The sequence below is a fragment of the Bordetella muralis genome (genome assembly GCF_054781015.1).
Window position 1 is genome coordinate 296,140 of the sequence record NZ_BAAGVF010000004.1, and the last position, 14,541, is coordinate 310,680.

At 60.7% G+C, this 14,541-nt stretch carries 9 protein-coding genes; 2 read left to right on the plus strand and 7 right to left on the minus strand.

The features are described 5' to 3' along the window. The first annotated feature begins 5 nt into the window (after positions 1–5). Complete coding sequence (locus ACYVIT_RS09965) at positions 6–1,484, plus strand: ABC transporter permease (protein WP_415807504.1); 1,479 nt, start codon at positions 6–8, stop codon at positions 1,482–1,484. Next, on the plus strand, positions 1,481–3,157 hold the full coding sequence (locus tag ACYVIT_RS09970) for an ABC transporter ATP-binding protein (RefSeq protein WP_415807503.1): 1,677 nt from the start codon (positions 1,481–1,483) through the stop codon (positions 3,155–3,157). Before ACYVIT_RS09965 ends, ACYVIT_RS09970 begins: the two co-directional genes overlap by 4 nt. A 101-nt stretch (positions 3,158–3,258) precedes the next feature. Here ACYVIT_RS09970 and ACYVIT_RS09975 read toward each other — a convergent pair whose 3' ends face one another. The 7 genes from ACYVIT_RS09975 to ACYVIT_RS10005 all read right to left on the minus strand — a co-directional run bounded on the left by ACYVIT_RS09975 (position 3,259) and on the right by ACYVIT_RS10005 (position 14,495). Further along, positions 3,259–3,789, minus strand: coding sequence for a DUF1178 family protein (locus ACYVIT_RS09975; protein ID WP_415807502.1), 531 nt, complete (start codon positions 3,787–3,789; stop codon positions 3,259–3,261). 88 nt (positions 3,790–3,877) lie between these two features. Then, entirely contained in the window at positions 3,878–4,435 is a 558-nt protein-coding gene (efp, locus tag ACYVIT_RS09980; RefSeq protein WP_415807500.1) for an elongation factor P, read from the minus strand. A 153-nt stretch (positions 4,436–4,588) separates the two neighbouring features. Further along, a complete protein-coding gene (earP, locus tag ACYVIT_RS09985; RefSeq protein WP_415807499.1) occupies positions 4,589–5,779 on the minus strand; it encodes an elongation factor P maturation arginine rhamnosyltransferase EarP in 1,191 nt (396 codons plus the stop codon). An 11-nt stretch (positions 5,780–5,790) separates the two neighbouring features. After that, positions 5,791–6,993 carry a DUF2863 family protein gene (locus tag ACYVIT_RS09990; RefSeq protein ID WP_415807498.1) on the minus strand — a complete coding sequence of 401 codons (1,203 nt, stop codon included), beginning with the start codon at positions 6,991–6,993 and terminating at the stop codon, positions 5,791–5,793. 147 nt (positions 6,994–7,140) lie between these two features. Continuing rightward, the gene (gene acnA, locus ACYVIT_RS09995; RefSeq protein WP_415807497.1) at positions 7,141–9,840 is read right to left on the minus strand and encodes an aconitate hydratase AcnA; all 2,700 of its coding nucleotides are present in this window, start codon (positions 9,838–9,840) and stop codon (positions 7,141–7,143) included. 204 nt (positions 9,841–10,044) lie between these two features. Then, positions 10,045–13,767: an ABC transporter ATP-binding protein/permease gene (locus ACYVIT_RS10000; protein ID WP_415807496.1), complete on the minus strand. Its 3,723-nt coding sequence runs from the start codon at positions 13,765–13,767 to the stop codon at positions 10,045–10,047. Between the two features lie 149 nt (positions 13,768–13,916). Continuing rightward, positions 13,917–14,495 (minus strand): transglycosylase SLT domain-containing protein, encoded by a 579-nt coding sequence (locus ACYVIT_RS10005; RefSeq protein WP_415807495.1) that lies wholly within the window; start codon positions 14,493–14,495, stop codon positions 13,917–13,919. Positions 14,496–14,541 lie beyond the last annotated feature (46 nt).

Consider the following 14,541-nt stretch of genomic DNA (forward strand, 5'->3'; position numbering starts at 1 on the left):
CCGCCATGCCAAAGTTCGTATTTCTGTGGACGGATATTGCGCTGTTTCTGCTGGTGGCTGCGGTGCTGTTTTATGTGTGGCGCGTGCGTCGCAGCCCGACGCTGCGTGCGACATGGGCCAAGGTGGCGCGTGATGCACCGGCAATGAGTTCTGCGGTTGTATTGCTGGCGTTCGTCGTTGTCGGGGTGCTGGATTCCATTCACTATCGGCCACAGTTGCCGCCTGCACCAGGGGCCGCAGCCGATGCGCCACCGATATACGCGCCTGCTGTGCAATCGGCGTTAGATGGTCTGCTGCACGGCACTGTACTGACGCGCCCTGAAAAAACCTATTCAAGCCCACTCGCCGCGCGTCAGTTCACCAAAGAAACCGAATTGATCGATGGCCGTCCGTTGCGTGACTTTCCGCGGTTGCGCAGTGGCGGCGCGCATTTGGAAAATCCCGAGACTGAGTTGACGGGCGATGTATTGCGGCGCCTGGCGTGGGGGTTGGCAGGTGGCGCTGTGGCTGTGCTGTTGGGCGGGCTTGTGCTCGTCGGGGTACTGTCTCGATCGTATGGCGGATGGCGGCAAACCTTTGCCGACGTGGCTTGCGGCCGCACCGAGCTCCCGTGGCGCGCGATGTGGATGACCTATGCGGTGCTGTGCCTTTGCGCCGGAGCCATCGTCGGTCTGGCCAGTGGTTATCACGTGTTCGGCACGGACCGCACGGGCAACGATGTGTTGTGGCAGGCGCTCAAAAGCATACGCACGGCATTGGTGATCGGCAGTTTGACGACCTTGGCCATGCTGCCTCCGGCGATTGGTTTCGGATTGGCAGCGGGTTATTTCAAAGGCAAAGTCGATGACGCCATTCAGTACATCTATACGACGCTGACGTCTATTCCAGGTGTGCTGTTGGTCGCTGCTTGCGCGCTGATGATGCAGGTATATATCGACACGCATCCCGATTTATTCGATACGTCGGCAGCGCGTGCGGATTTGCGCTTGTTCTTGTTGTGCATGATCCTCGGGCTGACAGGGTGGTCGGGTTTGTGCCGCTTGTTGCGCGCGGAAACCTTGAAACTGCGCGAGCTTGAATACGTGCAGGCAGCGCGGGCGTTTGGCGTGTCGCATTGGCGCATCATGCGCCGTCACCTGTTGCCCAACGTCATGCACATCGTGTTGATCACGGTCGTGCTGGAATTCTCCGGCCTGGTGCTATACGAAGCCGTCTTGTCTTATCTGGGCATAGGCGTGGATCCCGGCATGAATTCGTTTGGATCGATGATCGATGGTGCGCGCCTGGAAATGTCGCGTGATCCGATGGTGTGGTGGAATCTGTTGACGGCCTTCATTTTCATGCTGGCATTGGTGCTGTCCGCCAATCTGTTCGCCGATGCCGTGCGTGAAGCCTTTGACCCGCGTGCGCGGCGCTATCGTCCGGGAGGATGGTTGAAAAAGAAACTGGGCGCACCCAAAGCAGAGAAGGGGGCCGCACAATGAACGCAGCCGCTGATACGTTGCTGGCCGTAGACGGCCTGGATGTTGCGATTGACGGCGAGACCGGCCTGACCCATGCCGTCAAACGTTTACAGCTTGCCATCGAGCGCGGCGAGACTTTTGCGCTCGTAGGTGAGTCCGGTTGCGGCAAAAGTATGACCGCGATGGCGTTGCTGCGTTTGTTGCCCGACGCAGGACGTATCGTCGGCGGACAGATTGCGCTCGACGGCATGGACCTGAATCAGCTGCCCGAAAGCGAGATGCGAGGGGTACGTGGCGGCCGTATCGGCATCATTTTCCAAGAGCCATCAACCAGTCTGAATCCGGTGATGCGCATAGGCGACCAGATACTGGAAACCTTAATGGCACATACTCCCTTGCGTGGTGCCGCCGCCCGCGCGCGGGCCATTGACTGGTTGCGTCGTGTGGGCATTCCCGAGCCTGAGCGCAGGATCGATGATTACCCATTCCAGTTCTCCGGTGGGCAGAAGCAGCGTGTCATGATTGCCATCGCGCTTGCAGCCGAGCCGACGCTGCTGATTGCCGATGAGCCTACGACCGCCTTGGACGTTACGGTACAGGCCCAGGTGTTGGATCTGCTTGCTGACATCCAACGCGAAATGGGGATGGCGATATTGCTGATTACCCATGATCTGGCGGTGGTGCGCAATGTGGCCAAACACGTCGCGTTGATGCGCGGTGGAGAGATCGTCGAAAGCGCTCCCGCAGACGTGTTCTTTGAGCGGCCGAAACATCCGTATGCGCGTCAGTTGTTTGACGCGATTCCCACCTTTGAAAAGCGCGGGCGGCCGCTGGCGGGGGCGGCGGCCTCGAATGCACCGGAATCATCCCATCTGCATCAGTCGGATGACGTCGTGCTGGAGGTGCAGGATCTGCTCGTGCACTACCCCGTGCGCAAAGGCCTGCTGCGCCGTATCGATTCGTGGGTACAGGCGGTCAATAGCGTGACGTTTAGCCTGCGCGCAGGCGAGACGCTCGCATTGCTGGGCGAGTCGGGCTGCGGCAAGACGACGACAGGCAAGGCCTTGTTGCGTTTGATCGATGGCGCAAAAATCGAGGGCCGCGCCTTGCTTAACGGCCGTGATCTGCTGCACGTCGACCGGCGTGAATTGCGCCGTTTGAGGCAGGACATTCAGATCGTGTTCCAGGATCCTTTTGCTTCGCTCGATCCACGCATGCGCGTTGGGGATATTCTCGACGAGGGCATCGCCTCGTTACGCCCCGATATGTCACCGTCCTCGCGACGAGATCGCATACAGCATCTGCTGCAACGAGTGGGGCTGCCGGGGGATACCTCCAGCCGTTACCCACACGAGTTTTCGGGGGGGCAACGCCAACGTATCGCCATTGCGCGCGCCCTGGCGGTCGAACCTAAAGTATTGATCTGCGACGAGCCCACCTCAGCGCTGGACGTGTCGGTGCAGGCGCAGATTCTGGATCTGTTGCGCGAGCTGCAGGCAGAGTTGGGCATTGCCTATCTGTTCATCACGCATAATTTTGGCGTCGTTGAATACCTGGCTGACCGCATTGCGATCATGCATGACGGACGTATCGTCGAAAACGGCACGGCCGATGCCGTGCTGCATGCACCTCAGCATGAAACGACGCGCCGTTTGCTGGAGGCCGTGCCCAGGTTGGCCTTCGGAGCTGTCTAGCTGATTGTGACGCTGTGGCCGGCAGGTTAGGGCGACCGGCCCTCATCAGGGCTCAGGGCCGCGCGATCGCACGCGCCATCGGGAAAACGACCCTTGCCCAGCTATTGCAGCCGATCGTCATCCAGAAAATCGGGCAGCGGCATGATGTCGATGCCCTCTTCACTCAGGGCTCGGTGTTCATCAGGCGTGGCAGTGCCTCGGATCGGACGATCCTCTGCATCACCGGCATGAATGCGGCGGGCCTCCTCGGCAAAGCGGGGGCCGACGTTTTCTGTATTGCGAATGACCTTGCGGATTTCCCGCAACACGGCCGCTTGCAGGCGAGCCATGGCGGCTGGATCGTCGCTCGCGACGGGCGAGGCCTCGGACTCTGCGGGCGCTGGCGTGCCACCTGACGAGGTCGTCGCCGAAGGCTCTGCCTTGGCGGATTCCATGGCCAGCGCTGCAGGTGCCCTCAGGTGCGAGACATTCAGCCTCGGGGCCGACAGCCGTTTGGTGATCGTGGCGGATCCGCACATCGGGCAGGTGAGCAATCCGCGTGCCTGTTGCGTGTCGTAGTCTTCGTGCGAACTGAACCAGCCCTCGAAAAGGTGGCCTTGATCACATTGCAGGTCGAATACTTTGAGTGCCATGAGAGTGATAGTAGCGCGACAGTAAAACGGCGCCCGCAGGCGCCGTCGGAATACTGCCGCTGACAGGGCGGGCGGGCCGCCCAGGCGATCAGTTGACGCGGCTACGGTATTCGTTGGTGCGCGTGTCGATTTCGATCTTGTCACCGATGGCGCAGAACAACGGCACGTTCAACTCGTAGCCGGTGTTGATCTTGGCAGGCTTGAGGACCTTGCCCGAGGTGTCGCCACGGACGGCGGGCTCGGTGTAGGTGATCTCGCGGACCAGGATGGTGGGCAGCTCGACCGAGATGGCACGGCCGTCGTAGAAGACGACTTCCACGGGCATGGCTTCTTCGAGGTAATTCAGCGCATCGCCCATGCTTTCGGCTTCGATTTCGTACTGGTTGTACTCTTCGTCCATGAAGACATACATGGGGTCGCCGAAGTACGAGTAGGTGCACTCCTTGCGCTCGAGCATGACGACGTCGAATTTTTCATCGGCTTTGTAGACCGATTCGCTGGCCGAGCCGGTCAGCAGGTTTTTGAACTTCAGCTTGACGACGGCGGCGTTACGGCCAGATTTGTTGTACTCGGCCTTTTGGACCACGAGGGGATCCTTGCCGACCATGATCACGTTGCCGACTCGCAATTCCTGAGCGGTTTTCATTGATTAAAAACTCCGGGTGATATAGCGCACTCGCCGTGCTTGCGCGCAGAGGGTCCGATACGGGCGGCCCTGCGTGCCCCGGGAGGCAGTCAAAGTCGAGGCCTGGCTCGACGCAACATGCGCGGGCAGAGGTAACTCGGAAAACTCTCTATTCTAGCGTTTCCTGGATAATTTTGCGCAAAATTCAGCCAAGCTGTCCCCTAAATCGAGACGGGCAGCCTGCGCGGCGTCCCAGTCGCGGGCGGCGTCTTGCCAGTTTGCCCAGGCGGGAGAGAGCAGGGAGGCCCTGAGGGCGGCAGATGCCTTGGATATGCTCAGATCAGCCACCAGCGAGGCAGCAGCCGGATCGTCAAGTACGGCGCGCTCGGTATGCAGAGGGGTGTTCCAGGCGCGAATGGCCGCCTGGGCCTCGGCAGGGGCGGGATACCGGGTTAGCCAGGCCTCGAGTTTTTCGAGATGCACGTTCTCTTCCTGAGGATAAATTTGCCACACCAGCGGACGCGCGGCCCAGGCGGCGCGTACGAACGAATCCTCGCCACGAACAAAATTCAGATCGGCACACCACAGCAGGCGATCAAAATCCGGCTGCGGGACGAATGGCACCCGGGCGATCCGCACGTGTTCGCCAGGTGCCAGCGTCTGCTCCAGGCTCGGCGCCACGCCTTCTGGCACCAGCAACAAGGAGGGGCGGGCATCGTCAGCCAGCGCCTTCACCAGTGCGGCTATCGGCGCTTGGGGGTAACAGAATAGCGAGACCAGCCGGGCCCCGGTAAGCCAGTGCTTCAAAGCATCATCGCCCAACCCCAGAGCGCGGAGAAAACTTTCTTGCTGATCGCGAGAGGCCTGAAACGCATCGCGCTCGGCGCTTAACCCCGGCTCGCGCAGCAGTCCGCCCGTGGACGGCGTGAATCCGGGAAAAAAGAAGTACTTGGTCAACCCGTCAGGACGTTGCGATGGCAGACCATGACAGCTCTCGACCCACGGCTCTGCGCTGAGATATTCCAGATTGATCCATATCGGCGGTTGTGCCTGGCCGTCTTGCAGCTGCTGCCGCATGGCCTGCACGAAGGCAGGGGGCGGATCGCAGGCAAAGGCTTCGATGACCACGTTCCCTGGTTCCAGGTCAGGAGGCTCAGGCGTCCAGTGCACAACGTCGATGCCGTCAAACGTCTGCCAACCCGCCTCGGCCGTGATGCCGGGCTGGATGCGGGCAAAGGCCCGTAGATCGTCAACCCACAGCCGTATCGACCACCCGTGTCCCTGCGCCATCCGCCGCGCCAGCCGCCAGCAGACCCCGATGTCGCCGTAGTTGTCGACGACTCGGCAGAAAATATCGGCCTGCATGGCTGGTCCGCTCAGTGGAACTTGGCGGGGGTGGTGTCGGCGTCCTCGGGCAATTCGGCGTGTACGAATTCTCCCAGGGGATTGGGAAATGTCGGCGCACCGCAGTCTTCGCAGTATTCCGCGGGATGGGCGCCAGGAATGTGGCGTACTTCGTGCACGCCGTATTCCTTGAGCAGCGCGGCGATCTCGTCGATCAGCGCCGGCTGATTCTCGTCCTCCTGCGGGTCGTCTTCACGGCCATAGATAGGCCAGACACACCCGTAGTACACATCGTTGCTGTTGCGCAGAGTGAACCCGATGCGGTATTCATCGATATGGCCCTCGCCACAGCCCGCAATCACCGCTCGCAAATCCGAGGCGCTGACATTCACGGCGCCTTCGAGCCAGTTGATGGCAGCGCGCAACGACAACGGCCGTACGCGGCGATCGGCTTCGCGGTTGCTGATGTAATAGGCGTCCGGCAAGAGGCATTCGATACCGCAGCCGGGCATCAAGGTCGCCAGCGAGGGCTGCGCCTGCGCCACCCAATTTGCCAGGCAGGCTTCGCGGTTATAGGCATCGTCTCCGGCATGTTCCTGCCAGCGAAAGATCGGTGCTCGTTCCGGGACCGCCACCGCGCCGACCACATATCTCGTGTCAGCCAACATATTGTTGGGCTCGGTCTCAGTATTTAGGGCAGGCTGGAGCGCTTCGGTATCCAATGCCTGGTTGCCCAGGCGCTGCATCCAGTGCCACGTTTCCGAAAAGGTCCGCGGCATCTGGTCGATACTCACCAGATTCGGCATCAGCACTGCGCGGGTTCCCTCAGCCAGGATATGCCCATGCAGTTGGGCCAGCAGCGTTTGCTGGGCTGCTGCGGGAATGGCTCCCGTCGGAATGGCATAGCGTGTCCAGGCGGCGATAGGAATGACAATCAACAAGACGTCATAACGCTGACCGTCTTTGTCGATCTGCATGGATTCGGACAGGGTCTCGGCCTGTTCGATCAAAACCTCATAGCCGCCGACATCGCGTTGCGAAAGATGGTCCAGCGCAGCCTCCAGCGCGGCATCCTGGCTGTTGCGCAACAGTTTGGAAATCGCCTCGGACAGCAGATTTTCCCAATACAGATCCTCCAAGCGGCTGCCGGAGCGGCTCAATGATAGGGCGAACGAGGCCAAACGCGACGCGTCACGATTCAGGCGGGGGGAGGCGGAACTGCGGACTCGGGCCATGTGTGATGAGGGGCACTCAAAGAGATTGGAACCCCCTAGTTTAACGCCGGTCCGCTCTGTCGGCTCGGGCTGATGCGTGCTGGAAATATCACGTATCAGCCCTGGCCTCCCGGCGGCATCAGTCGCCCCGGGATACTGGGACGCCCGTCAGGCGGCCAACAACTGACGCAGCACGAAGGGCAGAATGCCGCCGTGTTGGTAGTAATCGACCTCGATGGGAGTATCAATACGCAGCAGGACCTGCACGTCTTGCTTGGAGCCGTCGGCGCGGTGGATCGTCAGCGTGACGTCTTGCATGGGCTTGATACCGTTTTCCAGGCCCGAGATATCAAAGGTCTCGGTGCCCGTGATGCCCAACGAGACAACGCTGTCATCGCCCTTGAATTGCAGCGGCAGAACGCCCATTCCCACCAGGTTGCTGCGGTGGATACGTTCGAAGCTACGAGCCACCACGGCCTTGACGCCCAGCAACTGAGTGCCCTTGGCCGCCCAGTCGCGCGACGAGCCCGTGCCGTATTCTTCGCCGCCGAATACCACCGTGGAGGTGCCCTGCGCGACATATTTCATCGCGGCATCATAGATGGACATCTGTTCGCCGGTGGGCTGGAACAACGTTTCCCCCCCTTCGACTCGGCTGCCATCGGGCAAGGTCGGGATCATCAGGTTCTTGATCCGCACATTGGCAAAGGTGCCGCGCATCATGATTTCATGATTGCCGCGACGCGAGCCGTAGCTATTGAAGTCGGCCTTCATCACGCCGTGTTCTTTGAGCCATTTGCCGGCGGGCGAGGTTTCCTTGATCGAGCCAGCCGGAGAGATGTGGTCGGTCGTCACCGAGTCGCCAAAGATACCCAGCGCGCGTGCCCCCTGGACGGTCGGGATCGCGCCCGGCACCATACCAAAGCCCTCAAAGAAAGGCGGCTCGGCGATATAGGTAGAGTCAGGCCAGTTGTACGTTTCGCCCGTCACGCCCTTGATGTTTTCCCACAAGTCGCCCGGATTGGTCTTGACCTGGCCGTAGTTGGTGCGGAAAGCCTTGGGGTTCAGCGCATATTTGAGCAGCGCGTCGACTTCTTCGGTGGTGGGCCAAATGTCGCCCAGCCACACGTCGCCCTTTTTGCCCCTGCCCACCGGCTCGGTCATCAGATCGCGCGTGATCGTGCCTGCCAAGGCATAGGCGACGACCAGAGGGGGAGAGGCCAGGAAATTGGCCTTGATGTTCGGGTGAATCCGCGCTTCGAAGTTGCGGTTGCCCGACAGCACTGCTGCGCAGACCAGGTCGTTGCCGAGAATGGCTTCGTTCAAATCCGGCGTCAGATCGCCCGCGTTGCCGATACACGTGGTGCAACCATAGGCGGCAATGTCAAAGCCCAGTTGTTCCAGATAGGGCAGCAGGCCGGTTTTGGTCAGGTATTCCGTGACTACGCGGGATCCGGGGGCCAGCGAGGTCTTGATGTGCTTGGGCACCGTCAAGCCGGCCTTGACGGCCTTTTTCGCCAGCAGGCCGGCCGCCAGCAGCACGCTGGGGTTGGACGTGTTGGTGCAGGAGGTAATGGCGGCGATCAGAATGTCGCCATTCTTGATCTGTGTGCCCGTGCTGGTGGTGAAGACCTGATCCAGCTTTTCTGCCGGCTGGTTAAAGCCGTTTTCTGCGGTCGGCTTGGAAAACAGGTCGCTAAACGTGGTCTTGACGTTGCCGATTTCGATCCGGTCTTGCGGACGTTTCGGGCCGGCCAGCGAGGGGGTGACCGTGGACAGGTCCAGCGTCAGCAGCTTGGTGTAGTTGATGTCCTTGGCCTTGGGAACGCCGAACATCTTTTGAGCCTTGAAATAAGCCTCGAACGCCGCGATTTCCTCGGGCGTGCGGCCCGTGCCACGGAAATAATCGATGGTGCGCTCGTCTACCGGGAAAAAGCCCATCGTGGCGCCATACTCCGGCGCCATGTTGCCGATCGTGGCGCGCTCTGCCACCGACAGACTGGCCGTACCCGGGCCGCAGAATTCCACGAACTTGCCGACGACCTTTTCGCGACGCAGCATTTCCGTAATGGTCAGTACCAGGTCGGTTGCGGTCACGCCGCCGCGCAACTGGCCTTTGAGCTCGACACCCACCACGTCGGGCGTCAGGATATAGACAGGTTGGCCCAGCATGCCAGCCTCGGCCTCAATGCCGCCTACGCCCCAGCCGACCACGCCGATCCCGTTGATCATTGTGGTGTGGCTATCGGTGCCCACCAGCGAGTCGGGGTAATAGACGTTGTCTTTCTTATGGACGCCGCGAGCCAGATATTCCAGGTTGACCTGGTGAACGATCCCAAAGCCCGGAGGCACCACGCCAAAGGTATCGAATGCCTGCATGCCCCATTTCATGAACTGGTAGCGCTCTTGGTTGCGCTTGAATTCCAGCTTCATATTTAGGTCTAACGCATCTTTCGTGCCGAAATAATCGATCATGACCGAGTGGTCGACGACCAGGTCGACCGGGACCAGGGGCTCGATGCTTTTGGGGTTCTTGCCCATTTTCTCGGCGACCGAACGCATGGCGGCGATATCGGCCAACAGCGGCACGCCGGTGAAATCCTGCAGCACGACACGTGCTACGACAAAGGGGATTTCGTCTTCGCGTTTGGCGTTGGCCTGCCAGTTGGCCAACTGCTTGATGTGGTCTTCGGTGACCTTTTGGCCGTCACAGTTGCGCAGTACTGATTCGAGCACGATGCGAATCGAGACCGGCAGACGCTGCACGTCGACTCCCAGCGCCTTGCCCAGGGCCGGCAGGGAATAGAACTGACAGGATTTGTCGCCGATCTTGAAATTCTTGAGGGTATTAAACGTGTTGTGCGGCATGATGGGACTCCGTGGGTGTGGGACCGCGTAAAGCTGCCATTTTCTGGCCTTTTGGCGCGTTTGTCATGTGATGCAGAGACATCGCTATGTTGCTTATTTTAGTCTTATGTCTTATATAAGACTATAGGGGTGACACAAAGTTCTCGCTGTTTTCAGACAATTTGTCATGGGTTTCGACCAGCGAGAGAACCGGCACGATCAGCGTCATTGTCGCGCCGCCTGCATTTGCCGGTTGACCAGATTTGCATAAGCGCCACCTTGTTGCAGCAACGCATCGTGCGTGCCCGACTCCACTATTCGTCCGCCAGCTACCACAGCAATGGTATCGGCTTGGCGTATGGTCGACAGGCGATGCGCAATGATCAGGGTGGTGCGATGGCGCATCAACTCGGCCAAGGCCTGGTGCACCTGGGCTTCACTGATGGCATCCAGATGCGACGTGGCTTCGTCCAGAATCAGAATCGGAGCGTCGCGCAAGAATGCCCGCGCAATGGCGATGCGCTGGCGTTGGCCGCCCGACAACGCCACGCCGCGTTCGCCTACAGGAGTTTGCAGACCCTCAGGCAGGCCGGCGACAAAATCCGACAGCGCAGCGCGTGCCACAGCCTGATTCAATTCGTCCTGGCTGGCATGGGGGCGGGCCAGGCGGATGTTGTCTTCCAGCGTACCGTTGAGCAACCAGGTGTCCTGGGCCACCAGTGCGATACGGCTGTACAACGCATCCAAGGTCAGTTCCGGCAAGCGTTCTTCTCCGATGCGCACCGCACCTTCCTGCGGATCCCAGAACCGCAGCAACAGGCTTGCCAAGGTGCTTTTCCCGGCGCCCGACGGGCCGACCAGCGCCAGTGTCGCTCCTGCTGGTAACGAAAGCGATACGCCGCGCAGGGCCGGTTGCTGCCGGCCCGGATAGGTGAATGTGACATTCTCAAACGCTAACGGCAGACCCTTGCCCGTCAGGGGAGGTGCAAGCGGGCCGTCTATGACAGGTACCGGCTCGTCGTGAATCGTGCGCAAGCGCCGCGTAGAGGCCAGCGTATCCGCCAACTGGCGGCTGACCTGCGCGATCTCGGATACGGGTAGAAAGGCGGCCACCGACAGCAACATCAGTAACGGCAGCAGACCGGCCGCCAGCGCGCCTTGCGTGACCCACCAGGCGCCTGCCGTCGCCACGGCCAGGCCGCCCAGGCCCGTTGCGATCTCCAACAGGGCGCTTTGCCGCGACAAGTCGGCCAGCAGTGTCAATCGCACGCGTTGGTAATCCTGGCAGATCGTCAAAAAGGCGTTACGTCGGCGCCCCGTCGCGGAAAAGGCCACCAGATCGGACAGCCCCTGGATGGTCTCTGCGAGATGCGCGCTCAGCAATCCCAGCGCCTGCCTGGCGCGGCTGCCCTGTGCGTCTACGCGAGCGCGATTGAGCCAGGGCGACAGCCCGGCCCATAGCAAAAAGGGCAGCAACGCCAACATCAACGGCCAGGCGGCGACCCCCAGGATGGCCAAGACAATGACAGGTACCAATATGGCAACAAATGCGGGCGCCACCGTGTGCGCATAGAAATACTCGACCGTTTCAACATCCTGTGTGGCCAGGCCGACCAAATCCCCAGAACGGCGGCGCAATAGATACGCAGGGGCCAGCGACTCGAGTTTTTGATACAGCGATATCCGCATTTCCGCCAGTAGCTGATAGGCGATCGCGTGGGCGAGCCAGGACTCGATCCAATGCAGCGCGGCCGCCGCGATGGCCGCGGCAAAGAGCCCGATCAGCAAACCATCGAACGGCTCGCCATTTTTCAGCCGGGCAATGACGAGCGCGCCCAGCACCGACACGCCGATAAAGGCTGCCACCCGCCCGATGCCACTGCCGACGGTGATGGCAAATTGTTTTTTCCAAGGGCGGATGATTTCCGTCAAGGTTTGCAGCACCTGACGTGTCGTGATGTCCCGTGCCTCGGTATCTAACGAGGCGGGGGCAGGGCGCTTGTGATCGTCGCCGGCCGAGGCCGCCGTGGCGTCACCGGCGAGGATACCGTCGCTTCTAGTGCCGAGAGTGCCTGCTGTTTGCGGCAGTGACATCAATGGGCTCTGTACGCTGTCCGCCAATTCCCCCCGGGACTCCCCTGGCGCCGCATGCAGTGAGTCCTGTTGCCCTCCCATCAATTGGCGATACAGCGTATCGCCCGCCATCAAGGTCTCGTGAGTGCCTGTTTCTGCAATGCGTCCACCATCCAGCACCAGGATACGATCTGCGCCAATCACGCTGGACAATCGATGCGCCAGCACCAGCGTCGTGCGGCCGCGGCTGAGCCGGTCCAAGGCTTGCTGAATCTCGGCCTCATTTTCGGCATCCACCGATGACAGGGCCTCATCCAGAATCAAAATCGGCGTATCGCGCAACAAAGCGCGGGCAATGGTCAGCCGCTGGCGTTGTCCCCCGGACAATTGCGTACCGCGCTCTCCCAAGACCGTCTGATAGCCCTGCGGCAACGCCGAAATAAATGCGTGCGCATTGGCCGCCATTGTTGCCGCGAGGATTTGGTCCGGCGTGGCATCGGGGCGCGCCATCAACAGATTTTCCTCCACTGTGCCGTGAAACAGCGTGCTGTCCTGTGCTACCAACGAAATGCTGGCCCGCACGGTCTCGGGATTCAGCGTGCGCAGATCACGGCCATCTATCTCGATGACACCCGATTGAGGATCATGCAGACGCAGCAAAAGGCGCACCAAGGTCGATTTGCCAGACCCGCTGGGCCCGACGATTCCCACGCGCTCACCAGGACGAATCTCGAAATCCATGCCTTGATGCGTGATCTGCCGCCCGCCGGGATAAGAAAACGCGACTTGTCGAAAGGCAATGGCCAAGCCACCTCGCTGCCTGGATGATGACATGGCAGATCGTTGGGCATCCGTGTGATCGGTCTGTGGCCTGCTCGTCGTTGATGACAACGACCCACCAAGGGATGCTCCTTGCGGCGCCGACGTCGTCGCGTCCAACAGCGCACGCACGCTGGCCGCCGCCGACTGTCCCATCAGCCCATTGTGCAGCACCGCGCGCATATCGCGCAGCGGACGGAAAATTTCCGTTCCGGCCATCAACACCACCAGCAGCGCCGCCAGCTCCATCTGACCTTCGGCCACGCGCCAGGCGCCCAGTGCCAAGGCCGCCGCCGCACCGACCGTGATTCCGATATCTGTCGCAAAGCGGGCCGAGACCTCGCGTCCCAGTACCTTGAACGTGTTATCCGACAGCGCCCGCGCGCGCTGCGCCAGGCGCTCGCCCCACAAACGGCTCTGGCCAAAGGCCTTGAGCGTAGGCAGCCCCTGCATCGCATCCAGAAACTCTTCACCAAACGCCTTGAATGCGCGGGCCCGTTGACGCGAGGCATCTTTGTGGCTGCGGTGTGCTGCCAGGGGCAGGACCAACGTGATCAGCGCCGCCACCAACAATACCGATGCTACCGGCCAATCCCACCAGGCGATGAACGCAAAAATCACGATAGGAGCGCAGGCCGCAATAAATAATTGCGGCAGATAGCGCCCAAAAAAAGTCTGCAGTTGTTCTACTCCGTCGATCACGGCCAGCATGACGCCGCCCGTGCGCTGGCCGCCGAACCAGGCCGGTCCCAACTCCACAATCTTGTCGTAAAGCTGAGCGCGCAGATTATTCTGAATCAGCGCCGCATTGCGATTGGCCAGCAAATTCAACGCGTGCTCAAAGCCGCCGCGCAGCACGATTGCCAGTGCCGCGCCAGCCAGGGGCCACCAAAGCGCCGTGCCGCTCGCGCCGGCAAACAATTCCGCCAGGAATTTTCCCAACAGCGCAAAGCGCGCAATGCCCGCTGTCAGCCCCAAGAGCCCCAACAGGGCACACACCAACATCCGCAACCGTACACCGCGCGTCATCGCCCAGAGGGTGGAGTCAAAATACATGCTGCTTCCTTATGGATGGTGGCAGCGTTGCAGGCGCGGCCAACCTCTACCCTAACACTTCGCAGTATGACGGATCAGAGGTGCCTGCCTATGACAGGCCGCGTGGCATAGGCAGTTGGCATTAAATTGGTGCCGATCACGCCGGGTTATCAGCCTTTTTCGCAATTGCGATACTGTGCTCCAAATCGCTCGGCTCGTGCCTGGACCAGCCGAGCGACCCGTTTTAGCCATGCTTTGCTTTCATAACTGCGGTTGCGATAACCCGTCCAGCCTTCGTGATAATTCAGATACTGACCGTAGGCGTCCCATTTCGATACGCCATTCAGACGCTGAGACTTGCTGATGTACCAGCCCATGAAGTCCAACGAGTCCGCCAGATCGTCCCGGCTCGACGTCCAGCCTCCGGCTTCACGTTTATAGTCCGCCCAGGTCTCGTCTTTGGCTTGCGCATAGCCGTACGCCGAGCTGACGCGGCCCCAGGGAATAAAGCCAAGGAAATAATAGCGAGGGGGCAGGGCGTCGTGCCGAAAGCTCGACTCCTGGTACATCATGGCAAAGGGCACCTGCACCGGCACCCCCCATTTCTCGCGCATATCTTCCGCCGCACGCCGCCAACTGGGCTTTTCACGAAAAATTTCGCAGAGGTTTTCGGGGTTGGACGGCGGCGTCGTCGCGCAGCCGCCCAACATGATTGCCAACAGGGTCAGCGCCAGTGGCCCTAATTTCATTGCCGGTTCCTTGTTCAGGGGATGGCGGCATTCTAAGCGTTATGGG